Source organism: Tateyamaria sp., from assembly GCF_039945315.1.
In the GTDB taxonomy this organism is placed as follows: domain Bacteria; phylum Pseudomonadota; class Alphaproteobacteria; order Rhodobacterales; family Rhodobacteraceae; genus Tateyamaria.
Genome location: NZ_JBDUXB010000059.1, coordinates 1 through 23,382, shown reverse-complemented (window position 1 = coordinate 23,382; position 23,382 = coordinate 1). Strand labels below are relative to the sequence as shown.

General features: G+C 56.7%; 16 protein-coding genes and 1 pseudogene. All 17 read left to right on the top strand.

The features are described from left to right. The first annotated feature begins 70 nt into the window (after positions 1 to 70). The 17 genes and pseudogenes from ABJD00_RS19390 to ABJD00_RS19310 all read left to right on the top strand — a co-directional run bounded on the left by ABJD00_RS19390 (position 71) and on the right by ABJD00_RS19310 (position 23,058). Positions 71 to 1,171, top strand: coding sequence for a hypothetical protein (locus tag ABJD00_RS19390; protein ID WP_413832073.1), 1,101 nt, complete (start codon positions 71 to 73; stop codon positions 1,169 to 1,171). Between the two features lie 214 nt (positions 1,172 to 1,385). Beyond that, positions 1,386 to 2,324: a hypothetical protein gene (locus ABJD00_RS19385; protein WP_413832071.1), complete on the top strand. Its 939-nt coding sequence runs from the start codon at positions 1,386 to 1,388 to the stop codon at positions 2,322 to 2,324. A 27-nt stretch (positions 2,325 to 2,351) separates the two neighbouring features. After that, a complete protein-coding gene (locus tag ABJD00_RS19380) occupies positions 2,352 to 3,230 on the top strand; it encodes an ion transporter (RefSeq protein WP_413832069.1) in 879 nt (292 codons plus the stop codon). Beyond that, positions 3,227 to 3,694 (top strand): annotated as a pseudogene (tssB, locus tag ABJD00_RS19375) (type VI secretion system contractile sheath small subunit); the annotation flags it as partial. The gene ABJD00_RS19380 and the pseudogene tssB, both read left to right, overlap by 4 nt. A 1,593-nt stretch (positions 3,695 to 5,287) precedes the next feature. Further along, on the top strand, positions 5,288 to 7,471 hold the full coding sequence (locus tag ABJD00_RS19370) for a type VI secretion system contractile sheath domain-containing protein (RefSeq protein WP_413832165.1): 2,184 nt from the start codon (positions 5,288 to 5,290) through the stop codon (positions 7,469 to 7,471). Continuing rightward, positions 7,472 to 7,771 (top strand): hypothetical protein, encoded by a 300-nt coding sequence (locus tag ABJD00_RS19365; RefSeq protein ID WP_413832067.1) that lies wholly within the window; start codon positions 7,472 to 7,474, stop codon positions 7,769 to 7,771. Positions 7,772 to 7,802: 31 nt separating this feature from the next. After that, positions 7,803 to 9,920: a type VI secretion system Vgr family protein gene (locus tag ABJD00_RS19360; RefSeq protein ID WP_413832065.1), complete on the top strand. Its 2,118-nt coding sequence runs from the start codon at positions 7,803 to 7,805 to the stop codon at positions 9,918 to 9,920. A gap of 8 nt (positions 9,921 to 9,928) precedes the next feature. Beyond that, complete coding sequence (locus tag ABJD00_RS19355; protein WP_413832063.1) at positions 9,929 to 10,540, top strand: DUF6931 family protein; 612 nt, start codon at positions 9,929 to 9,931, stop codon at positions 10,538 to 10,540. Beyond that, positions 10,540 to 10,845 (top strand): PAAR domain-containing protein, encoded by a 306-nt coding sequence (locus tag ABJD00_RS19350; protein ID WP_413832061.1) that lies wholly within the window; start codon positions 10,540 to 10,542, stop codon positions 10,843 to 10,845. Before ABJD00_RS19355 ends, ABJD00_RS19350 begins: the two co-directional genes overlap by 1 nt. Before the next feature lie 7 nt (positions 10,846 to 10,852). Then, positions 10,853 to 12,316 carry a type VI secretion system-associated FHA domain protein TagH gene (gene tagH / locus ABJD00_RS19345; protein WP_413832059.1) on the top strand — a complete coding sequence of 488 codons (1,464 nt, stop codon included), beginning with the start codon at positions 10,853 to 10,855 and terminating at the stop codon, positions 12,314 to 12,316. A gap of 28 nt (positions 12,317 to 12,344) precedes the next feature. Further along, positions 12,345 to 13,685 (top strand): type VI secretion system baseplate subunit TssK, encoded by a 1,341-nt coding sequence (tssK, locus tag ABJD00_RS19340; RefSeq protein WP_413832057.1) that lies wholly within the window; start codon positions 12,345 to 12,347, stop codon positions 13,683 to 13,685. Between the two features lie 27 nt (positions 13,686 to 13,712). Beyond that, positions 13,713 to 15,128, top strand: a complete 1,416-nt coding sequence (icmH, locus tag ABJD00_RS19335) for a type IVB secretion system protein IcmH/DotU (protein WP_413832055.1) — start codon at positions 13,713 to 13,715, stop codon at positions 15,126 to 15,128. Continuing rightward, the gene (tssM, locus tag ABJD00_RS19330) at positions 15,125 to 18,712 is read left to right on the top strand and encodes a type VI secretion system membrane subunit TssM (protein ID WP_413832053.1); all 3,588 of its coding nucleotides are present in this window, start codon (positions 15,125 to 15,127) and stop codon (positions 18,710 to 18,712) included. The genes icmH and tssM overlap by 4 nt, the downstream gene beginning before the upstream one ends. Continuing rightward, positions 18,712 to 19,380 carry a type VI secretion system-associated protein TagF gene (gene tagF, locus ABJD00_RS19325; protein ID WP_108838520.1) on the top strand — a complete coding sequence of 223 codons (669 nt, stop codon included), beginning with the start codon at positions 18,712 to 18,714 and terminating at the stop codon, positions 19,378 to 19,380. The genes tssM and tagF overlap by 1 nt, the downstream gene beginning before the upstream one ends. Beyond that, complete coding sequence (locus ABJD00_RS19320; protein WP_108838521.1) at positions 19,377 to 20,090, top strand: PP2C family protein-serine/threonine phosphatase; 714 nt, start codon at positions 19,377 to 19,379, stop codon at positions 20,088 to 20,090. The genes tagF and ABJD00_RS19320 overlap by 4 nt, the downstream gene beginning before the upstream one ends. 16 nt (positions 20,091 to 20,106) lie before the next feature. Further along, positions 20,107 to 20,979, top strand: a complete 873-nt coding sequence (locus ABJD00_RS19315) for a M15 family metallopeptidase (protein WP_413832050.1) — start codon at positions 20,107 to 20,109, stop codon at positions 20,977 to 20,979. Positions 20,980 to 21,201: 222 nt separating this feature from the next. Then, on the top strand, positions 21,202 to 23,058 hold the full coding sequence (locus ABJD00_RS19310; RefSeq protein WP_413832048.1) for a glycerophosphodiester phosphodiesterase family protein: 1,857 nt from the start codon (positions 21,202 to 21,204) through the stop codon (positions 23,056 to 23,058). Positions 23,059 to 23,382 lie beyond the last annotated feature (324 nt).

The following is a 23,382-nucleotide window of genomic DNA, read 5'->3' as shown; positions in this document are numbered from 1 at the left end:
CTGTCACTGCGCCAAAGGTAATTCCTTTGTACGCAGAGCAAACCACAGATTTTAATGAGGATAAAACAAGATGAAATATGCAATCCAGAACGCCAAAGGGTTTGAAGTAACCGAAGGGTTAAACCTCACCAGCAAGGCGCAATCCCTGACTTTGAAGAGCGATATCAAGTTCACTTGGGTCGATGCCGGACTGTCCAAAGTCCCGCAGGACTCCGCAATGCGGTTTCTCACAACTATTGGGCAGGTCTTTCAGAAAGAGTACAAATCCAGGCTGTCTTCCTGGCAGGACTCGATTCAAAAGGCGTTGAACAAGGCCGAAGAGGCAATCGACAAAAAGACCAAGGTTTTCGAAAAAGCGGGTAAAAAGCCCCCCCCCTCGGGAAAACAGATCGAAGACTTTGTAACGGCCCAGAATAAGCTGCGCATGGAGGCGACGAAGAAAGTCGGCGATGCTGCGGAAGCGAGCTATAAGAAGATGGTCGACGGCCTGATCAAGCCCGTTTTGGCCAAGACCCTCAAGCAAATGTCGGACGTCAGCAAGCTTTTCAAGAATTCAAAAGGATCGCTAGCTTGGGCTGTGATCAAATTCGTCGCCTCTGCTGTGACCCTGACAGCCGCCGCCATCGGCATTGCTGCTACTGGAGGGACAGGTGCAGCCGTCGTATTTGCCGTAGGCGCCGTTGTGGTCAAAAGCCTGAGCATGATCAAGGACACAGGTACAAAGATCAAAAAGTTCTGCAGTGCCTATGAAAAGGCAATGATCAAGGTCGATGCAGAGATCAAAACCGCGTCGACCACAGTAGACAACGCCATCGCCAACATGCGCATCGCTCAAAAGGCCCGTGATGCGCTGGTTGTTCAACTGGGCGACGCCACCCAAAAGCTGGAAGATGCGCAAAAAAAGGCGGCAGGCGACACGTCGCACAAGGATTTGAAAAAGGCGATGAGCGAGCTGAAAAAGATGCAGGCCGCCATAGTCTCTTTTGAGTCGTCCATTGGTGGCAACCCTGACGCCGTACTGAGCCAGCTTGAGAATGCCCGCAAGGCGCTGAAGGATACGTCTGCGCACATTCCCGCCGCGGTCACATCGGGCAAGTCGACCACTACGTTGGGTAAGATTTTTGACAAAATCAACGACACGGTTTCGCAAATCGCGTCATGGGTGGATTAAGTCGTGCCAGCACGCGGAACGATTGTGCCGTGAAACAGTGTGAGACGTCGAGAATAAATGCCACAGGTCGAGTGTTATGAAAAGGAAGGACGGCCCATGGCCAAGAGCACTGCGATGACCCCGGCACCCGGACTGGATTTGGTAGCATCGGTGCGCCACGCGCCAATGGGTCGTCTGACCCCACACGACAAAGGCATTGAAAGGAGTTTCTGACATGGTCGCCGAAGGCAACAAAAAGATGACCGCCAATCTTGAACTCAAATGGCGCGACGAAATGCGTACCGACATCATCAAATGGATCCAGTCGGAAAAAGACATCCTCAAGCTGTTCCCGAAGACGATTACCTATTCGCAAAAGGTCGAACTCAATCCGGCCAAGTGGGACGAAGGGAAATTGAAAAAAGCCTTGCCCAAGATGTTTCGACCAGAGTTGAAGAACCTTGCGAACCGCATGTCAGACGCGATGAAGCTGGCAGAAAAGTCGAAATCTCCAAAAGAGCACAACAAGCTGCTTACCACGATCAAGAAGGCTATCGCGGAAACCGAAAAAGAAATCTACGAGAAGTGTGAAGAACTGCTCGATGATCTGGAAACCGGCGCTGGAGATGCGAAAGCCGGTCTGGCCATGGGCAAAAAAGCGATGGCAGAGGTGAGCAAGCTAGACGCCTCTAAGGTGTTCAGTGCCCCACTGGAAATTGCGATGAAGACCGCGAGGACCATCCATCAGGCTGAAACCAAAGGCAAAGACATTGCCTCTGCTCAAGACAGCGCAAAAAAGGAAATCGAAGACGCAATCAAGTTGTTGGGCGAAACCGGCAAGACCGCGCAGAACGTGGCCAAATACCTTGCTGCCAATGGCAAGAAGTTGTCGGTCAACCCCAAAGGCGAAGTAGCAGCCTTTGGCAAGAAAATTCTGGACAAAAAAGTGCTCTCGCCCCTGCAAGTGCTAGACAAGAATATCGACAAGCTGGACGCGGTCCTGACCCCTTATGCCAAGGGCCTGAAGGACGGCAAGGTCGATGCGCATAAGGCCCAGTTGTTTGAATCCCAATTCGACAAGATGAAGGGGCTGCAAAAGTCTGCGGATGTCGCAGTGGCGGCCATGAAAGACCTGCAAGACGCCTTCAAGAAAGTCCAAAAGGACCTGAAATAGGCCTCAAACCGAACCTACGGAGATCCCATGACCGACGGATCAGGCAAAACCGAAGAGTTGGCAACAGAACCACATGACGGATCTGTGCGAGCGCGGCTGCGTGCCTTCCTCGAGGAAGATCGCGTCGTAAACACCATCATGGCGTTGATCATCTTCAACGCCATTACGCTTGGGATCGGCACATCGGACTGGGCGCAAGCAAACTTTGGCACGTTGCTGAATATCATCGATAAGACAGTGCTGACCATCTTTGTGATCGAGTTGCTGCTCAAGCTGTACGCATATGGTCTGAGCTTTTTCCGCAATTCGTGGAACATCTTTGATCTGTTCGTGGTATCGGTCGGATTGTTGCCGGCGTCGGCGGGTTTGTCTGCCCTGCGTGGTTTGCGCGTCATTCGTGCGCTGCGTCTGTTGTCGGTCATTCCGCAGATGCGGGCTGTGGTTCAGGCCTTGCTGGATGCCCTTCCGGGCATGGGCGCGGTCATCGTCATGATTTCCATCGTGTTCTACGTCTTTGGCGTGATGGCCACGATCATGTACGGCGACGCCTTTGACGAATGGTTCGGAACGCTGGGGCGATCCCTGTATTCGCTGTTTCAGATCATGACCTTGGAATCCTGGTCCATGGGGATTGTCCGACCGGTGATGGTCGAGTTCCCGATGGCGTGGGCCTTTTTCGTCCCCTTCATTGTCATCACCGCCTTTTCAGTTCTCAACCTGTTCATCGGTTTGCTGGTCAACACGATGCAGTCCGCGGTGGAGGCCGATACCGAGGCAGAGTTTGAACAACTGCGCGCCCTCGTGCGCGAAGAAACCGATCAGGTTGATGCCCATGTGCTTGAGCTGAGTGAGCAGCTCAAAGAACTGCGCGAAGAACTGGCCAAGGCCCGGGAGGGTGGTGCATGAGCAGTCAGAAATTTATCGCCCGCAACCGCGCGCCCCGCGTTCAGATCGAATATGACGTGGAACTATATGGCGCGGAAAAGAAGGTGCAGTTGCCCTTCGTCATGGGCGTGATGTCTGATCTGGCGGGCAAGTCCGAGGTGCCCCAGCCTTCGATTTCCGACCGCAAATTCCTTGAGATCGACGTCGACAACTTCGATGAACGGATGAGGTCGATGGCGCCCCGCGCCGCCTTTACCGTGCCCAACACTCTGACGGGCGAGGGCAATCTGGCCGTCGATCTTACCTTTACCAAGATGGACGATTTCAGCCCGGCGGCGATTGCGGCAAATGTGGACAGCCTCAAACCCCTGCTTGAAGCCCGCACCCAACTGTCCAACCTGATGACGTACATGGACGGCAAGGCGGGTGCCGAGGCTCTGATCGAAGAGATCCTGGGCAAGCCTGAACTATTGCAATCCCTGTCCGGTGGGATCAGCGCGGCTGCCGCAACCGAAAAAACGCTGGACGCCCTGCGCGACGCCGCACCCGAGGAAACGCCCGAGGAAGACGTTGCTGCAGATGTGCTGGCCGGGATTGAGCGAGTTGAAGACAAGCCCGAGGAGGATACGACGGCTGACGTCCTTGCAGGAATTGAGCAGGTCGAAGACGCGCCAGAGGAAGACACGACCGCTGACGTTCTCGCAGGCATCGAACAGGTCGAAAACGCGCCAGAGGAAGACACGACCGCTGACGTTCTCGCAGGCATCGAACAGGTCGAAGACGCGCCGGAGGAAGACACGACCGCTGACGTTCTCGCAGGCATCGAACAGGTCGAAAACGCGCCGGAGGAAGAGACAACGGCTGACGTCCTTGCAGGCATTGAGCAGGTCGAAAACGTACCAGAAGAAGATACGACCGCCGACGTACTCGCGGGAATCGAGGAAGTCGCAGAAGCTCCCGAAGAGGACACTGCCGCTGGCGTCCTCGCAGGGATAGAACAAGTCGAAGAGGCCGTTGAGGACGATGACGATCTCGACGACATACTCTCAGGCCTTGATGCGCCCGAAGAGGTTGAAGACGACGCAGATGACGTCGGTGATGTTCTTGCCGGGATTGAGGCTGCAGCTCCGGAACCCGAGGGGGAAGATGATCTGGACGACATCCTGTCTGGTCTTGATGCGCCTGAGGAAGCCGAAGATGACACGGACGGTGTCAGCGACGTGCTGGCCGGGTTGGACGCCGCTGTTCCGGAAGAAGAGGACGGCGACGACCTGGACGATATTCTGTCCGGCCTCGATGCACCCGAGGAAGCGGAAGACGATACTGACGATGTCGGCGACGTGCTGGCTGGATTGGAAGCCGCCACCCCGGAGGAAGAAGAAGGCGATGATCTTGACGACATCCTGTCTGGTCTTGATACGCCTGAAGACACCGACGAAGGCAGCGATGATGTCGGCGATGTGCTTGCCGGAATAGAGGCTGCGACACCCGAGGAAGAGGATAGCGACGATCTGGATGACATCCTGTCCGGTCTTGATGCGCCCGAAGATGACGCGGAAGAGGATGGTGACGATCTTGACGACATTCTGGGCGCGCTAGAAGCGGACGTTTCTGAGCCAGACGCGGAAGGTGATGACGTAGACGCGCTTTTGGCCAGTCTGGATGCACCTGATACCGATAATAAGCCTGCGGATGAGACGGCCGACGTTCTTGCAAGTCTGGAGACTGCAGAAACGGATGCTGCTGACGTCGATGATGATGATCTGGACGATATCCTCGCCGGGTTGGAGACAGCCGATGCCGAGATCGAGAGTGCAGAAGACGATGTGGATGCGCTCCTCGCCGGCCTGGAAACGCCGGAGGAGGAGACAGACGGCACGGACGATCTGGACGACATCCTTGCAGGCCTTGATGGCGATGGTTCCGACGCTGAGGAAAGCGCCGAAGACGACCTCGATGCCGTTCTTGCCGGGTTGGACGACACGACCGAGGATGCCGCAGATGGCGATGATGACCTCGATGCGTTGCTCGCCGGGTTGGGCGATGACGATACCGGCGAAGCGGACGAAGGCGACGATATGGACGCCTTGCTCGCTGGGCTGGAAAGCGGCGACGAAGATGAGAGTTCAGAGGGCGACGACGACCTCGATGCGTTGCTCGCGGATTTGGATAATGACGCTGAAGTGGAATCTGTTGCGGATGACGATCTGGATGCACTCTTGGCCGGCCTGAGCGACGATACCGATGTCGCGAGCGACGAGGGCGACGACGACATGGATGCCCTGCTTGCCGAACTGGACGGCGATGATGGCGACGAAGACGCAGGCGGGGATGATGACCTTGATGCATTGCTCGCGGGACTGGACGACGACGCCGATGAAGACTCCGGTGGAGATGACGATCTGGATACACTCTTGGCAGGTCTGGACGATGATGACGGGGACGCCGACGAGGATGGCAGCACGGATGGCGACAGCGCGGAAGCGGCCGAAGCACCTGCGGAACCGGTAGAACCCGTCCAATCGCCCTTTGGCCTGATCAGCCAACCGCGCCCAAGTCGCGCCGATCTGAACCGGACCAAGTTCCGCATGGCCGTCTTTGGCGACTTCACGGGCCGCGCCGCGCGCGGGTTGATGGAGACCGGAGATGCGCTGGCCAGCCGCAAGGCCATTCCGCTGGATGTGGACACCATCGACGAGATCATTGAAGGCTTTGGCACCACGCTTGTTCTGCCCATCGGTGCAGATGGTGCCGGTGTCGAGGTCAAGCTGGGTGAGATGGACGACCTTCATCCCGACGAGCTTTATGACAATGTTGAGCTATTTGAGGCCATTTCGGGCGTGCGCCGTCAGTTGGGCGTAGGTTCGATGGCGGATCGCGCGGTCGATCAGCTGAAATCCTGGTCAGAAACCTATTCCACCCCGATCAAGCTGCCAAAGACATCGGCAGGGGCATCAATGCCCGCCAACCTCAAGCTAAGTGATTTTCAGGCCTTGATCGGTGACACCCGCGGCACCCTCACCCAAGCGACACCTGCAGATGAAATGATCGCCCGGATCATCGGCCCGCACGTGGTCAAAGCCCCGGATGCGGGCGCCGCCGCCATGCAAGCAGCAGTGGATGAGGCGTTGAGTTCGGCAATGAACCTGATCCTTCATCACCCCGAGTTCCAGGCGATTGAAAGCCAGTGGCGCAGCCTTGACCTGCTTGCGCGGCGGATCGAAACGGATGTGAAGCTGGAAATCGTGCTTTATGATGTGTCCGCCGAGGAATTGGCAGCCGACCTGGCAGCCCAAGAAGATCTGAGTGAAAGCGGGCTCTTCAAGCTGGTCACAGACGTGCTTGAGCCTGAAGAAGGGGCAGGGGGCTTTTCTGCTCTATTCGGTCTTTACACCTTTGAGGAAACCCCGCCCCACGCTGAGCTTCTCGCGCGGATCGGGCAGGTCGGGTTGCATGTGGATGCGCCCTTCTTTTCTGCGATTTCGCCCAGCTATCTCGATACAGCCCCCGAAGATCGCCACCCGCTGGTGGCCAAGACGTGGGACACGCTGCGCCAGATGCCCGAAGCGGCCTATGTCGCGCTCGCAGCCCCACGGTTCCTGCTGCGCCAACCTTATGGTGCCAAATCAGATCCGGTGTACGCGTTCGAATTCGAAGAGTTTTCGCCGCAAGAGGGCTTGAAAGGCATGTTGTGGGCCAACCCCGTCGTACTGATCGCAATATTGCTGGCAGGGACGTACAAGGGCGTTGGTAAGGCCGCCGCTATGGACCTCGGATCGATAATGACCCTTGGGGACCTGCCGTTTTATTACGTTAATGACCGGTACGGCGATCAGGTCGCGCTACCTTGTACGGAACGCAACCTGACAACGGACCCCGCGCAGGCTACACTGACACGTGGGTACATGCCGGTGCTCTGGATGAAAGGGCGCAACGACATTCGCCTTGGATCCTTCCGTTCGCTTGGCGGAGACACGATTGCAGGGCCTTGGCAGGAAGACGTGCCCAAACCGCGCAAATCGCCCAAGTCCGCTGATCTGGATGTTGAGATCGATGTATCCACTGATGACGACGACGTAGACGAGGATACATCGCTTGACGATCTGCTTTCAGGCCTTGAGGATGATGCGTCGGACGACGATGATGATGACATGTCGCTGGACGATCTGCTGGCGGGCTTTGATGACGATGATGCCGACGCGTCGGACGATGACGACGATGAGATGGATCCGGAACTTGCAGCCTTGCTGGAGGGCCTTTGAATGAACGCACTGAACGGAATACCAGGTGACGGCCCCAACGAAGGGGACGAACCCCCGATCATTTTGTTGGGAATCGAAAAACGCAGTTATTACGTGTATAAGGGTGACGAGTTCTTGAACCAGCTTTTGCTGGCGGATGGGGAGTTTCCAACGCCCATCCTATGCGTAAACTTTGAAACAGTTTTCGATGCAAAGCGCGTGATTGGCGAAGATTTTTCGCTGGCGTCCTATTGGGTAATCCACCCAGAAATTATCGCCAGATTGCGTGCCGACAAGTATTTGATTGAAGCGGACGAATAGGGCCCAGTTTTAGGGGCCAAGGAGTAGCACAATGGCAGAAGGTGATCTTGAACTTGAGGGCCGTAAGGTCTGGATGGAGGGCACGTATTCCTCCAAACCGGTCAACCTGAAAAACGCCCGAGTGATCGAAGGTTTGAGCATACTCACCGAGACCACGATTGAATTCCTGTCATCAGACGAAGCGCTGGACTTGCAGGACATACTGGGCTCGACCATCCACTTGTGCCAAAAAGACGAGGAGGACGAGGACCGGTTCTTCACCGGTATGTGTGTCTCTGTTGACTATGTCGGCCTCTATCAAGGCCTGTCCCATTTCGTCGCCCAAGTCCGCCCCTGGTTGTGGTTCCTGACCCGCACTATTGAAAACCGCGTTTTTCAGGAAATGAACGTTCTTGATATCATTCAGGAAGTCATGTCGCCCTACGGGTTCTGGTCAGACGTCAAGAAAGAAACGACAGCAACCTACAAGCCTCGCACTTACTGTGTGCAATACAATGAGACGGATTTCGACTTCATCTCGCGCCTGATGGAAGAAGAAGGGATTTACTACTTCTTCATGCAGGACGAGAAAAAGCTGAAAATGGTGCTGGCCGATGGCATCAGTGCGCACAAACCAACCCCAAAGATCAAGGAAGGCAAAATCGACTTTGCCTTCAAGGAAGGCGGCGAGTACCGCCGCGACAACGACCACGTTTTTGACTGGAGCGAAACCACCGGAGTGACCACAGCAAAGGTCACTCTTGAGGACTACGATTTTGACCAACCAAAGAGCCAACTGAAAAAGGCCAAGTCGATTCCAAAGGGGGATCACTCCAGAAAATCCAAGTTCGAACACTACGTCTATCCCGGTCACAACAGACCGGAGACCCACAATGTGGACGATGCCTTTGTCAAAGTGCGGATGGAATCTGAAGCGGTGCGCCACAAGCTGTCTCGCGGTGCCGGGAACGTGCGCACATTGGGGGTCGGTCAGACATTCAAGTTAAAAGACCATCCGCGCAAATCCAACAACATCGATTATCTGGTCACGCGGGCAGTCCACCATTTGCAGATCGAAACCGACTACGAGGATTCGGAAACCAAAAAACCGCTGTTTCCCAGCACGCTCCCTGTGGATGAGGATAACTCCGACACGTACCGCATCGTCTTTGACGTGATCCCCAAGACCGAGCAATTCCGCGCGCCGCAAGTCACCCCGTGGCCCCGGTCGATGGGCCTGCAAACAGCCGTTGTCACTGGCCCTTCGGGCGAGGAAATCTACACCGATAAATATGGCCGCATCAAAGTGCAGTTCCACTGGGACAGGCTGGGTTCGAAGGACGAAAACACCACCTGCTGGGTACGCTGCGTAATGCCGTGGACAGGCAAGAACTGGGGTATGATCTCTGTCCCCCGCATCGGGCAGGAGGTCGTGATCCAGTTCGAGGAAGGCGACCCTGATCGCCCCATCTGCACAGGAATGTTGTATAATGCAGACACGATGCCGCCTTACGCTCTGGATGCAAACAAGACCCAAACTGGGATCAAGACCCGCTCAAGCAAGGATGGTGCAGCCAGCAACTATAACGAGCTGGTCTTCGAGGACAAAAAGGATGAAGAATTCATCCGTATGCACTCGGAAAAGGACTACTTCCAGACTATCGAGAACAATGCGGTCGTAGAAATCGGGTTGGAAAAGAAGGACCCAGGCGATCTCACTCAGACCATCCACAACAACAAGGTCGAAGTCATCAAGACTGGCGATCACATGTTTACTGTTGAAACGGGCAATCAATGGATTGCAATCAACACCGATCATACAGAAACCGTTGGCGGGGATGCCGATCAGACCATCGATGGTAACTATAGCCAGACCATTACTGGTGGTAATGTCACTCGGGAAGTGTCAAGCGGCAATGAAAGCCATACGCTGCCGTCCGGCGACTATTCCTTAAAAACTACGGCTGGCAAGGTTTCAATTGAAGCCGGGATGGAAATCTCATTGAAGGTGGGAGGCAATTCTATTGTCATCAATACGAGCGGTATCACTATCAAGGGCATGATGGTCAAAGTCCAAGCAAACGCCATGGCCGAAGTCAAATCTCCAATGACCACGGTCAAAGGAGACGGCATGCTGACCCTCAAGGGCGGCGTGACCATGATCAACTGAGGAATAAAATGTCCAAACGGTTTGAAAACCTAAAAAAAATCCCGGATCAGCCTGCCGCGCGGTTGCTCGCGGCGGCCAATGCCAAACTGAAGACAAAGGTGTCCGCACCCGCCAATGCGTCCGTCCAGACTGTTTTGGAAGAACTGGACAAGGCAGATGCACCCGTCGATATGTTGCGCCTGTTGTCTGTGTCTTTGCCGCCGCGTGAATGCGTTTGGTGGAGCTGTGTTGCAGGCCGCGATGTGGTCGCTGCTGAAGGAAAAAGCGAGTGCTTGGCAGCGGCGGAAGCGTGGGTTTTCGAACCAAGCGCCGAAAACCGTGAACACCTGAGACTTGTCCTTGAAAACGAGGCGGTTGACGATGAAGCCACGCCCTGTGCCACTGCGGCCTATTATGCGCCAGGAAACCTCGGCGAGGGCGAGATGGAAGACATTGCTGCTCCAGTTGGGGTTGTTTCCGCGTGCTGCTTCGGTATGAACTTGAAACTCCTTAACGTAGGCGCAACTCCAGAGCGTTGCTTTCAGGTTGCGATCGACCGGGCTGTCGACATTGCACGTGGCGGCAACGGCAAGATAGAATTAGTTGAAAAAGCAGAAGAAACGAAGGAAGGAACAGACTGATGCCAGGCCCTCCTCAAGCCCGTGTAGCCGATTTGCACGTAGGCCCCTGTACCTTGGGGTCGCCAATGCCGATCATGCCGCCCTGTTGCCCGACCGTTCTGGTCGGCAAATTGCCTGCCGCGCGCGTGACAGACCTATGCGTAGGTATGATTGCCCCCCCGGTCGCTAATTTTCCCCCGCATCCGATCGCCAAAGGGTCGATGACTGTATTCATCGGCAAGATGCCTGCCGCCCGCATCGGCGACATGTGTAGCCTTGGCGGTGCGATCGTAAAGGGTGAATTTACAGTTCTGACAGGCGGCTAACACTCATATGGCAATTACACTGCGCTTCCAGTCTACCGGCAGCATACCGGGTAATGGCGACCCCATCGTGATGAACGGCCCAAGCCTGACGCTTGGCCGTGGCAACGAGAACGATGTCGTCTTGCCTGATCCCAACCGCGAGTTGTCCAAACGGCACTGCGCGATTGAGGATCACAACGGTAACGTGATCGTAGTCGACTTTTCGACTAACGGCACTTTCTTAAACTATGGCAAGCTCGCCCTTGGGGCGACGCCTACTCCGCTCAACGACGGCGATATCCTGTCGGTAGGCCCTTATGAAATTCTGGTGAATATCGCCTCGCAGGACACAGGTGATTTTCTGGCTGACCCAGTGGCTGACACGCCCGTGTCGCCGGGCTTTGCCACCAATGCACCCAGCAATGCCGATTTGCTGGACGCGCCCGGCGATGGCGGCGATTTCCTTGACGACCTGCTGGTCGGTCGCGGCGCACCTCAGGGTCCAGGCGTCATGCAGCGGGACGATGTGGGTGACGATGGGCTGTTGCCGCCCCTTGGCGAAGATGATGGCCTTCTTCCTCCAGCCCCTGATCCCTATGCAGGGCAGGGGGCAAGTGCTGGATCCAATCACGCCGCAGGCCAAGATCATTTTTCCGCACCGCGTCATGCTGCGGCGTCGCCTTCTGCGATCCCAGATGATTGGGATGATGATTTCCTGTCGCCGACCCCGCGTGCCGCATCAGCCGTTCCAAACGATCCCTTTGCCGCCCCGATGGAGCCAGCACCAATGCCGCCGGCTGCCCCGCCGCCTGCAGGGCGGGCACATGTCGCCCCGTCGCCGATGCCCGTTTCCCCAATGCAGCCGCCGATGCAGCAACCACCCCATGCCGCACCTGCCGCCATGGGCGGGCCGGACGCCGCGTCGCGTGCGTTCCTGTCAGAACTTGGAGCGGGCAATCTGGGCGTGCAGGATCACGACCTCCCTGCCACAATGGGCAAACTGGGCACTGTGCTGCGTATCGCCATCGAGGGCCTGCGCGAGATCCTGATGACCCGCGAGTCCATCAAGTCCGAATTCCGTATTGAAAAGACCATGTTGCAACTGGGTGGGAACAACCCGCTCAAATTCTCCCGCAGCCCGGATGAGGCGATCGAGGCGATGGTTCTGCCCACGCAACGTGGCTATGTTGAGGCGACCGAGGCGGCGAGCGAGGCCCTGAAAGACATCAAAGCGCACGAAGTAGCAATGCTGACGGGTATGGAGGCCGCCCTCAAAGGCATCCTCAAAAAGCTGGACCCCGCCGTGCTAGAAGACAAAATCAGCGCGGATAAAAGCCTGAGTGGAATGCTAAAAAGCCGGAAAGCCCGTTATTGGGAAATCTACGAAAGCATGTATACAGAAATCTCAGATCAGGCTGAAAACGACTTTCAAGAGCTCTTTGCCAAGGAATTCGCGCGCGCCTACCAAGAGCAGTTGGACAATTTGAAATGAACGACGCCTACGATAAGAGAGATACCTGATGGGTTGGGACAGCAAAGTGCTGTGGACCGAGGGTTTGTTTTTACAGCCCCACCACTTCCAGCAGGCCGACCGCTATACCGAAAGCCTTGTGGCGGGTCTGGCCCGCCGGGTGTCTCCGTACGTCTGGGGAGTCAACAAGCTTGAGATCGATCAGGAAGTTCTGAAGTTTGGCCAGTTCGCCATCACGTCCTGTTCCGGCCTGACGCCGGACGGTACTGTGTTTCGCGTACCCGAGGCAGAAGATCATCCACCTGCACTAGATGTGCCTGAAGGCATCAAGGATTGCGTGGTCTACCTGACCGTGCCGCAACGCCGTCAGGGCGCTCTCGAAGTCGACATGAGCGGGGCTGAACTTTCCGCTGCGCGCCTGCGTCCGGGCGAGTTGGAAGTGACCGATGTCACCTCGTCAGGCAAAAAGGCTGTGACCATGGGCGTCGGCAAGCTGCGCTTGCAGTTTGCTTTAGGTGTGGATGACCTTGCCGATCGGCTGTGCATACCGATTGCCAAAATCATCGAGGTAAAGCCCGACAAAGAGGTGATGCTCGACACGGGCTTCATCCCGTCCTGCCTTGATATTCAAGCTGCCGGACCACTGACTGCCTTTGCACGCGAGTTGGACGGTCTGCTGAACCACCGCAAGAGTGCTTTGTCTGGGCGTATGTCCGAAGGAGGCAACACCAAAGGCGTCGCAGAGATCACCGATTTCCTGCTGCTTATGTGCGTGAACCGGATGCAGCCGGTCATCCAACACATGGCCGGCATCGAAAACGTGCACCCTGAAGAGATGTATCGCACCTGCATTGGGCTTGCGGGTGAGTTGGCGACCTTCATGGCAAACGATAAGGCGGCACCCGAATTTCCGCCTTACGCCCACGATGACCTGACCGAGACGTTCAAGCCGGTGATCCGTATCCTGCGTCAGTACCTGTCTTCGGTTCTTGAGCAGACGGCAATCTCCATTCCGCTTGATCCTCGCAAATACGGCATCAGCGTCGGGATCATTGCGGATCGCAAGCTGCTGTCCAACGCAGGTTTCGTTCTGGCCGTTCAAGCTGACATTCCAGCTGAAAACGTGCGCCGTCACTTCCAGAACCAGGCCAAGATTGGTCCAGTCGAGGAAATCCGCCAGTTGGTCAACTCGGCCTTGCCGGGTATTCCACTGCGCCCGCTGCCTGTTGCTCCGCGCCAAATCCCCTATCACGCAGGTGTCGTCTATTTCGAACTGGATGGTGACAGCACCCATTGGGGCAAAATGTCGACCTCGGGCGGCATCGCCGTTCATGTATCCGGGGAATTCCCCGGCCTGAAAATGGAATTGTGGGCCATTAGGCAGGGCTAAGCGCCAACAAACTGGGGAACCTCACGGATGTCCGACAACGACCCATTTGCAGAACCAGATGACGCCGACCGCACGGTCATTCGGCCCAATCCCGGTGGCCGTCGCAATGTGGCGCCCACGCCCACTGCGACACCTGCACCCAGTTACGCCGATCCGATGGCCCCGCCGGCAGCACAACAGCCCGCCGCTCAACCTATGGGCATTCCTGCCTCGCAAGCACGCGAAGCCAGCCTGACGGAACCCAGCGTCGAACAGGGCATGACCGGCATGAACCGGATCAATGCCGCCGGAGCCACGCTGTTTTCGCTGGTCAGCCGTATCCGCAACCGCGCCCAGCACATGGACCCGGAAAAACTGCGCCGCTCAGTTGTGGCCGAGGTACGCGAGTTCGAAAACCGCGCTCTGCAAACCGGTGTCGATGCTCAGGACGTCAAAATCGCACGCTACGCCATTTGCGCCACGCTCGATGACGTGGTGCTAAACACACCGTGGGGTGGTCAGTCGATCTGGGCCCAGCAATCCATGGTCGGCACTTTCCATAAGGAAACTGTGGGCGGGGATCGGTTCTTCGACCTGCTGGCCCGGCTTGAAAAAGAGCCCGCCAACAATATCGATCTGCTCGAATTCCTCTATATGTGCCTTTCGTTGGGATTCGAGGGACGTTTGCGCGTTGAACAACGCGGCACCGAAAAGCATCTGGAAATCCGCGCAGGGCTTGCCCGCATCATTCGCGGCCAACGTGGTATCGTTGAAAAGGACCTGTCGCCCCACTGGAAGGGCGAGGACAAGCCGCACAAGGTGCTGTCGATCTGGAAACCGCTCTGGATCACATCCGCCACCGTCGCACTGATCCTGCTGACTGTGTTCCTGTCCCTAAGCTGGGTATTGAACCGGTCCACCGACCGCGTTCTGGGCCAATTGTCAGTGCTCGATTCCGGCACTGTGGCCGAGCTGTTCCGCCGCGCGCCCCCACCACCGCCACCGCCACCCCCGCCGGTAGAGCAGTTGAACCGGGTCATTGGTTTCCTTGAAGACGAAATCGAAGAAGGGATTGTCGAAGCGTTTCAGGATCAGCAGACGATCACGGTGCGCCTTGCTGGGTCAGGCATGTTTGGCTCGGGCTCAGATTCCTTGCAAGATTCCTTCCGCGAACCGCTGGAAAAAGTTGCCGCCGCTCTGAACGACACCGGTGGTCCAATCATCATCGTGGGGCATTCTGACAACGTGCCGATCCGCTCGTCGCGCTTTCCCTCAAACCAAAGCTTGTCGCTGGCACGGGCCGAGGCCGTTATGAACAAACTGGCGGATCAGCTTGCAGATCCCGACCGCCTCACTGCTGAGGGGGTGGCCGACAAGAGTCCCATCGCAGACAACGCCACGGCCGAAGGCCGGGCCAAGAACCGCCGGATTGAGATCGTTCTCATTCGGGAGGATGCCACATGATTCTTCGCAGACTTTTCCAATTTGGCGCAGGTATCAACATCACCCTGTTCGTCGCCATTGCCTTTGGTCTTTTGGTCTGGTTCGCCGGACCGTTCCTGACCTTGGGCGAAAGCACACCATTTGCCAGCGTGCTTTCCCGTCTGATCACCATTGCCATCATCATGCTGCTAGCGCTGACCACGATCCTTTTGATCATTATGCGCCGCGCCAAGCGTGAAAAGCAGATGGCAGAGGATATCGTTGAATCTGTTGACGATGATGATGACGACGAAAACGAACTGGTCAAAGCCGAGTTGGGCGAGCTGAAAGGCAAGATGCGCGAAGCGCTCGCAGCTTTGCGCAAGTCCAAACTTGGTAAACGCTCGCTTTATGAATTGCCGTGGTATGTGATAATTGGCCCACCCGGCGCGGGCAAGACGACTGCGCTGGTGAACTCGGGGCTGAACTTTCCACTGGCGAAATCCACCGGCAAGGCCAGCATTGGCGGGGTCGGGGGCACACGCAATTGCGACTGGTGGTTCACCAATGACGCCGTTCTGATCGATACCGCGGGCCGCTACACCACCCAAGACAGTGGCGAGTCAGAGGATAACGCAGGCTGGCTTGGCTTTCTCAAGATGCTCAAGAAGCACCGCAAACGTCAGCCGATCAACGGCGCGATTGTGGCCGTATCTCTATCCGATCTGTCCTTGCAGGACGAAGACAGCCAGAAAAGCCACGCCGCCGCCATCCGCCGCCGCCTGCATGAATTGCGCGAAAAACTGGGCGTACGTTTTCCTGTCTACATTATGTTCACCAAGTCCGACCTGATCGCTGGCTTTACCGAGTTTTTTGACAATCTGGGTAAGGAAGAGCGCGAACAGGTCTGGGGCTTTACCTTGCCTCTCCCGAAAAAAACCAAGGCCGAAGTTTCTCCTGTCGCCGCCTTTGACGAGGAATTTAGCGGGCTGCTTGCACAGTTGAACTCGCAGTCTCTCGAGCGGATGCAGCAGGAAACGGACCACCAGCGCCGCGCACTGATTTCCAGCTTTCCGGCTCAATTTGCATCGGTCCGCCAGACCGCCCGCGTGTTCCTGAGCGAGGTGTTTCAGGACAATCGTTTCGAAAAACGGCACCTGCTGCGCGGCGTATATTTCGCCTCAGGTACACAAGAAGGCACGCCCATTGACCGTCTGATGATGGGTATGGCGCGCACCTTTGGTATTGGACGTCAGGCCATTGGTACGGGGCGGGGCACAGGGCGCTCATTCTTCCTCACCCGGCTGTTTCAGGGGGTGATGTTCCCCGAGGCCGGGCTTGTCAGCGCTGATGACAAGGTCGAACGCCGATACAAGTGGACCAAACGCGTTGCCATCACAGCCGCCCTTCTGGGCGGCGTTGGCATGACAACCGTCTGGGCGCGCAGCTATATCGGCAACGCCGAATTGCTGCGAAACGCATCTGAAAGCGTCGAAAACTACCGTGCCGCTGCATCGCAAATTCCCGGCAGCCCGATTCAGGACAGCGACCTGCCCAGCATCGTACCCGCTTTGGATATCCTGCGCGCCATGCCCGCAAACCCCGCCGCTGGCGATCCAGAGCCCGAACGCTCGCTCACTTGGGGGCTGTATCAGGGCAAAAATATCGGCAATCAGGCCAAACAAACCTACAAGGCCGCGCTGAACGAACACCTGTTGCCCCGCCTGCTTTTGCGTCTCGAAGATCAGATGCAGGCCAACATGAACAACACTGACTTTCTCTACGAAAGTCTCAAAATCTACCTGATGCTCGGCCAGCAAGGGCCAATGAACACGGACCTGATCAAAGAGTGGATGGCGCTTGACTGGTCTGTCGCGTTTCAGGGCAGCACACGCGATCCACTGCGCAACAGCCTGACCTTGCATCTTGAGGCGATGCTGGAAGCGCCACTGGACCAAATCGCGCTGAACGGTCCGTTGGTTGAGCAGATTCAGGGCGTGCTGTCTGAAATGCCTCTGGCGCAGCGGGTCTATAACTCGATCATCAATTCGCCCCGCGCGTCGGCCTTGCCGCAATGGCGTCTGACAGACATTGGCGGCCCTGCGATCAGCCGCGTGATCGTGCGTTCTTCGGGCAAGCCGCTCAATGATGGGGTCGAAGGCATCTTTACCCATGACGGGTTCAACAACGTGTTCCTCGATGAGGCCCTTGGCGTCGCGCAACGACTGCAAAGCGAAAGCTGGGTGCTGGGTGCACGCGGCGAAGCGGAGCAAACCGAAATCGCCCTAGTGGCGATGAGCCGCGATGTGCTGGACCTCTATTACACCGATTTCATCTCGCGCTATGATCAGATCCTCGGGGACATCGACATCATTCCCATGGAAAGCCTGAGTCACGCGGTTGAAGTCACCAACGTTCTGTCCGGACCGACCTCGCCACTGGTCAACATTCTGAACGCGATTTCGGATGAGACCAAGCTGACAGAGCCGCGCGGCGTCGGTCTTGATACATCCGGTCTTGCCGAAGGGGCCGCGAGTGTTGGTGCACTGGAAGCGCAGTCCTTGCTGTCCAGCCGTGCCCAATTGCTGCTTGGCACCTTGCAATCCAGCGTCAGCACGGGTGGCGATGCAGGCCCACCACCCGCAGCACCCGGCGAGTTTGTCGAAGAACGGTTTTCGTGGTTGCATGACCTGACCGAAGAAATCGAAGGCCAGCCTTCGCAGCTTTCTGAACTGATCTCGCGCCTGACCGAAGTCTATCAGGAACTGAACAAGCTCAGCTTTGCCGGTGGCGTAGGGGCAGGGGCCGCAGAGGCCAATGCCATTGTACGCTTTCAGGAACTGGCCAACCGTCTTCCCGGCCCGATCCAGCGCTGGTCGACACAAATCTCGTCCGGATCTTCTGGCATCACGGCAGACGGCACGCGCGCTTCCATCAACGCGCAGTGGCAGGCACAGGTCTTGCCCTTCTGCGAACAGGCCCTGACCGACCGGTATCCGTTCACGCGCGGCGCCAAGGCAGACGTGGCCATGGCAGACTTTGCACGCCTGTTTTCGCCCAACGGCCTGATCGACGGATTCTTTAACGAGAACCTGCGCGATTATGTGGACACCCGCGCACGCCCGTGGGCGTGGAAACGGGTGAACGACACCGATCTCGGGATCAGCCCGGCCGTGTTGCAACAACTGCAATACGCCGCCGAAATCCGGGATGCGTTCTTTGCCGGGGGCGCGACACCCGCCGTCAACTTCCAACTCACCCCAGAAGCTTTGGACCCCAAGGCGCAGGAGGTGTTGCTGGACGTCGATGGGACAGAAGTGAAATACGCCCACTCTGCCGCACCCAAACCAGCGGCGATCACATGGCCGGGCGCCGTAGGCTCGGCCCGCATCATCCTGCAACCGGTGGTCGACGGGACGTCAAACGCGATGACACGGGATGGCCCGTGGGCGTGGTTCCGTCTGCTGAGTGCGGCCGAAGTGCGCCGCACCAATGTCAGCGACCGCAACCGTGTCGTGTTCAACGTCGGCGGGCGTATCGCAATCTTCCAACTGCAATCTGGATCGGTTCTGAACCCCTTTGCCCTTCCGGCCCTGGGCAAATTCAGCTGCCCCAAGTCGTTCTGATGACAGTTGGGTTTGGTGCATTTGGCAAGTTTCCGGGCATGGGTGATTTCCTGCGTGTCAACCTTCCTGTCGCCTTTGTGCAGGCTTGGGATACGTGGTTGCAGCAAGGCATGCTGGATGTTCGGGAAAACCTGGGAGCCAGCTGGAACGAAGCCTACATGTCGGCCCCCATCTGGCGCTTTACTCTACCCGCTGGGGCGGCGGGACCTCAGGTGGTGACTGGCATCCTTATGGCCTCGGTTGACAGGGTAGGGCGGGAGTATCCCCTGACGCTCGCGACATGCCATGACGCACCCAACACTGTGGTTTCGCATCTGGCGAACGGACGCACTTTTGATCAGCTTGAAAACGTTGCCCTTGATGCGCTGGAAGACAGCGCGACCCGCGAGAGTGTTACAAGCGCCCTAAGCAATGTTCAGCTGATCCCGACGGGCCAGCCCACGCCTGCCAGCCTGCCTTATGCCGGGCCAATTCCGTTTTCAAAGGCGTTTGCAACGCATGCGCTGACCCAAAGCCACGGGCCCACGCCCGCAATATGGTCCACCATGATGCAAGACGATTTTCGCATGCTGGCCACCTCCGCCTTGCCCGAGGGACGTGACCTGCGCGCGCTCTTCGATCTCTCCCCAGCCCTATGGAGCGCATCAGGCGTCATGGCTCAAGTATGACTTCAATTCGCTATTCCGCATCCACCCATGTGGGTCACAAACGCAAGGTGAACGAGGACAGCATCCTTGCCTTGCCTGACCAGAACATCTGGGTTGTTGCTGATGGTATGGGTGGGCACGCCGGGGGGGATTTTGCATCTCAGACGGTGGTTGATTCCGTGGCCATGATTGATCCCACTCTGGAACCGGTGCAGTTGCTGCACGCCCTGCGGGACATGCTGTCCAAATCCCACCAACGAATTCAGGCAGAGTCCGCAGCACTAGGTGGCGTTACCATTGGTTCAACAGTGGTCACCTTCGCCATCGCTGAGGGCCACTTTGCTGCCTTCTGGGCCGGGGACAGTCGCCTTTACCGTTTGCAAGCGGGCGAGATTGAAATGCTGACCACCGACCATTCCTATGTGGCCGAGCTGGTTTTGGCCGGTGAATTGTCATGGGACGAGGCCGAACAACACCCCCAGTCAAATGCCATTACCCGGGCTGTTGGCGTCGGCGAAGAACTGGAACTGGAAAAGATCCGCGGCCAGATTCTACCCGGCGACAGGTTCCTGCTGTGCTCGGACGGTCTGACCAAATACGCGACCTTTAACACGCTGAAAAAGATACTCAGCTCTGAGCCAATCGAAACCGTGGCCGAGACACTATTGCACCTTGCGCTTGAAGGCGGTGGGGCGGACAATATCTCGATCATCGTGATCGATATTAACTAGGGCGCACGCAGGCATAATGGAAAAGGGTGTCATACCAATCATTCTGGGTGTCATGGGCGTTGTCGTCGTTGGCCTTGGTGTGCTCGTATACTTGCAACTGCGCCCGGCGCCGGACGTACCACGCTATGCCTCGGATGGAGATGCCGAGTTCGCAGGTCCCGCCATCGACAGTGGTGCACGTATCGAAATCGAAGTCCTGCGCGCCCAGATCGAGGCGCTCGGGGTTCAGATTGAGCGCCTTGAACAGAGGATCGCTGAGAACCGTGGCCCCACCAGCACTGGCCCGGCTGATGGGGTACAAGAGCAGGGCCAGTTCATCACCGATGGCAATGACTCGATCAGTGGATCACATGCGCAGGTCGTTCTGATCGCCAACCGGCGCAACCTGAACGAGGGACTGCGAATCGCTTCTCCGTCTTACCTCGAAAGCGTATTTGGCAGGCCGCGCGAAAACCTGACCTCGACCTGCCAGGGCATGACGAACGAACGTCTGGCCTCCAAGCTAAAGACGCAACAGGTCGGCCCAGTACGTGTGCGGATGCTACAACCGGCACTGGATTCTCTTGGCCGTGTGTTTGATCAGATCCAAGCGACCGATCCGAACCTCTATTCTCGGATCAATACCGCGGGCGCACTGTGCGTGCGACATATCCGTGGAGCCCCGGGGCGTACATCCACGCATGCCTTTGGCCTGTCACTGGACCTGAACATTGATGGCAAGCTGGATCGACTGGGCGACGGCAAAACGCAACTTGGCCTGACCATCATCAAAGACTTCTTTCTGGCCGAAGGCTGGTACTGGGGCGCAGGCTTTAGCAGAGAAGACAGCATGCATTTCGAAGTCAGCCGCGATCTGGTCGAAAAGTGGATTGCGGAAGGCTTACTATAACGTGCTTGGGACGGCCAGATTATCTGAATAGTCCCTGCTCTGAGCGCCTTGTATGTCTTTTCCTGGCCGATCCATTTCCTAGGAACAGGGTACTTGGGACAACACATGCGATGCACCCAGTTTACTCCTCAAAACTATTGCCTTTGAGCATGAGCGGAACGATTGTGTTGGTCTGAAGACTGTTCATCACGAACCAATCGGGACAAGCGACAGAGTAGAAATATGATCTTTCAAGATGTTCTTCACAGTTACCGCACTGCACTTGCACGGTGGCTCCCGTTCCTTGCGGCACATCTTTTCATTCGCCTGATCGTGACGTCCCTAATGGTGCCATTGATCGCGGTCGCGCTTACGGCGACCCTGATGTTTTCTGACCAAACGTCATTGACAGATCAGGACATTGCAAAGTTCTTGTTCACCCCTGCGGGTATTATCGGGGCTTTCGTCATTCTCTGCCTGCTGATCACGGCACTGGTTCTCGACGTGGTTGTCGCCACAGGAATACTGCGGCAACACTCTCGAAATCCCATTGACGCGCTCAGGCTGGCCACGGGTTTCGTTCTGCATTCCGTTCCGCGACTATTTCCGTTCATCTTCCAGTTTCTGGTTCGGCTTTTGATTATCATTGTACCCTTCCTTCTGGTTGGGGGCGCAATTGCGTTCTTCCTCATCACTGAGCACGACATCAATTTTTACCTCACACAAAGGCCACCCGAATTTCTGACGGCTGTGGCGCTGATCGGAATTGTCGTTGTCGCGCTGGCCTTTATCTTGCTCCAGAAACTTAGCGGATGGGCGGTCGCGCTGCATTTGTCATTGTTTGACAAGATGGCTGCGTCGCAGTCTTTCGACGCAAGCACCCAACACATGAAAACCAGACGCCTCGCCCTGATCGGGCGACTATTGGGGTGGTTCGCCCTGCGCTTGGCTGCGTTGGCCGTAGCAGGTACACTGGCCGCTCTTGTCATGACGTGGATATTGAACAAGCAACCAGACAGCCTTCGCGTGCTTGCGGCATCCATGATGGCCAGCGGCATTGTCTATTCGATCTGCCTCGCATTTGTGAACGCTGTCTCAAACGGTGCACTGGCCGATCTTCTGAACGAAGAGTTCGAGGAGGTTTTGCAAGGACGCAAACCTGCACTTGATGTCTCAGAAATCAAAGACAGCGCCCGGACACGAGGGCTCACACGCATCGCAGTCGCCGTTCTGGGGATTGCGTCGCTTGTGGGGATTGGAACGGGTGGACTTCTCGTGGAACGCGCCAAGCAGGACGCCGAGGCAGAAATCATAGCCCATCGTGGCGCGGCCGCCGTAGCACCGGAAAACACAATGGCCTCGGTCATGCGCGCCATCGAAGACGGGGCCGACTGGATCGAAATTGACGTTCAGGAAAGTGCGGACGGCGAAGTGATCGTGGCCCATGACAGTGATTTCATGAAAGCCTCCAAAGTGCCCACCAAAGTTTGGGATGTAACGGCCGCCGAACTTGAAGAAATTGACATCGGCAGCTGGTTTGATCAGACGTTTTCCCAAGAGCGTGTTCCGCTTCTTGAAGACGTTCTGCTGGCGGCCCGCGACAAGGCCAATGTTCTCATCGAGCTGAAGTATTACGGCCATGACGAGGATCTGGAACGCCGGGTGGCCCAGATCGTAGAAGACGCTGGCATGACAGATCAGATTGCGACCATGTCGCTAAAATACCCTGCCGTTCAAAAAATGCTTGCACTTCGCCCTGATTGGGAAACCGGCGTTTTGGCGGCGACTTCCATAGGGGACATGAGCGGACTTGAGGGCGATTTTCTTGCGCTCAATCAGGCACGGATTAACCCGATTTTGGTTGAGAGGGCCAATTCGGCGGGGAAGGACGTCTATGCATGGACAGTCAACGACCCGGTTACAATTGTGCGCATGCTCTGGATCGGCGTGAACGGGCTGATTACCGATGATCCGGCGCGCGCGCGCGAGGTTATGGACAAGTACAACGAGCTTTCTGTCGGCGAGCGCGTGATTTTGGCGCTCAGCGATCGGGTGCGCAGCACAATCGATCTTGGTAAGGTTGAGGAATTGCGACCTTGACACAATCAGAGTAGCGCGCACCGTCGCATTAACGCAGTCACAGATATGTGGAATAGTGGCAGTTCCATGACTCGTCTCCATTCTTAAACCAGCTTGATGCCGAAGGTCAGTTCAACAAAAAATTTGATGACATAGACGACGACGGCTACCTCGTGCAGCCGGTGAAATTGAGCTCGAATGACCTTGTCGGTCGTCAGAGTTTTTGGAACCAATGGCGACCTAAACTAAGAGAGAGTTTGGCTCATCTTGTTGGTTTGATTATGCGGCGCGTTGTCTGTGTTGCAAGCGGCGCGCTTCGAGCGTCTTTCGTTTGATCCTTTCCCT

Excerpts from the sequence above, each read along its gene's own strand:
- tagH (WP_413832059.1), top strand. The coding sequence starts at position 10,853 with ATGGCAATTACACTGCGCTTCCAGTCTACCGGCAGCATACCGGGTAAT.
- ABJD00_RS19380 (WP_413832069.1), top strand. The coding sequence starts at position 2,352 with ATGACCGACGGATCAGGCAAAACCGAAGAGTTGGCAACAGAACCACAT.
- ABJD00_RS19310 (WP_413832048.1), top strand. The coding sequence starts at position 21,202 with ATGATCTTTCAAGATGTTCTTCACAGTTACCGCACTGCACTTGCACGG.
- tssM (WP_413832053.1), top strand. The coding sequence starts at position 15,125 with ATGATTCTTCGCAGACTTTTCCAATTTGGCGCAGGTATCAACATCACC.
- ABJD00_RS19385 (WP_413832071.1), top strand. The coding sequence starts at position 1,386 with ATGGTCGCCGAAGGCAACAAAAAGATGACCGCCAATCTTGAACTCAAA.
- ABJD00_RS19320 (WP_108838521.1), top strand. The coding sequence starts at position 19,377 with ATGACTTCAATTCGCTATTCCGCATCCACCCATGTGGGTCACAAACGC.
- tssK (WP_413832057.1), top strand. The coding sequence starts at position 12,345 with ATGGGTTGGGACAGCAAAGTGCTGTGGACCGAGGGTTTGTTTTTACAG.
- ABJD00_RS19390 (WP_413832073.1), top strand. The coding sequence starts at position 71 with ATGAAATATGCAATCCAGAACGCCAAAGGGTTTGAAGTAACCGAAGGG.
- icmH (WP_413832055.1), top strand. The coding sequence starts at position 13,713 with ATGTCCGACAACGACCCATTTGCAGAACCAGATGACGCCGACCGCACG.
- ABJD00_RS19350 (WP_413832061.1), top strand. The coding sequence starts at position 10,540 with ATGCCAGGCCCTCCTCAAGCCCGTGTAGCCGATTTGCACGTAGGCCCC.
- ABJD00_RS19360 (WP_413832065.1), top strand. The coding sequence starts at position 7,803 with ATGGCAGAAGGTGATCTTGAACTTGAGGGCCGTAAGGTCTGGATGGAG.
- ABJD00_RS19355 (WP_413832063.1), top strand. The coding sequence starts at position 9,929 with ATGTCCAAACGGTTTGAAAACCTAAAAAAAATCCCGGATCAGCCTGCC.
- tagF (WP_108838520.1), top strand. The coding sequence starts at position 18,712 with ATGACAGTTGGGTTTGGTGCATTTGGCAAGTTTCCGGGCATGGGTGAT.
- ABJD00_RS19315 (WP_413832050.1), top strand. The coding sequence starts at position 20,107 with ATGGAAAAGGGTGTCATACCAATCATTCTGGGTGTCATGGGCGTTGTC.
- ABJD00_RS19365 (WP_413832067.1), top strand. The coding sequence starts at position 7,472 with ATGAACGCACTGAACGGAATACCAGGTGACGGCCCCAACGAAGGGGAC.
- ABJD00_RS19370 (WP_413832165.1), top strand. The coding sequence starts at position 5,288 with ATGGACGCCTTGCTCGCTGGGCTGGAAAGCGGCGACGAAGATGAGAGT.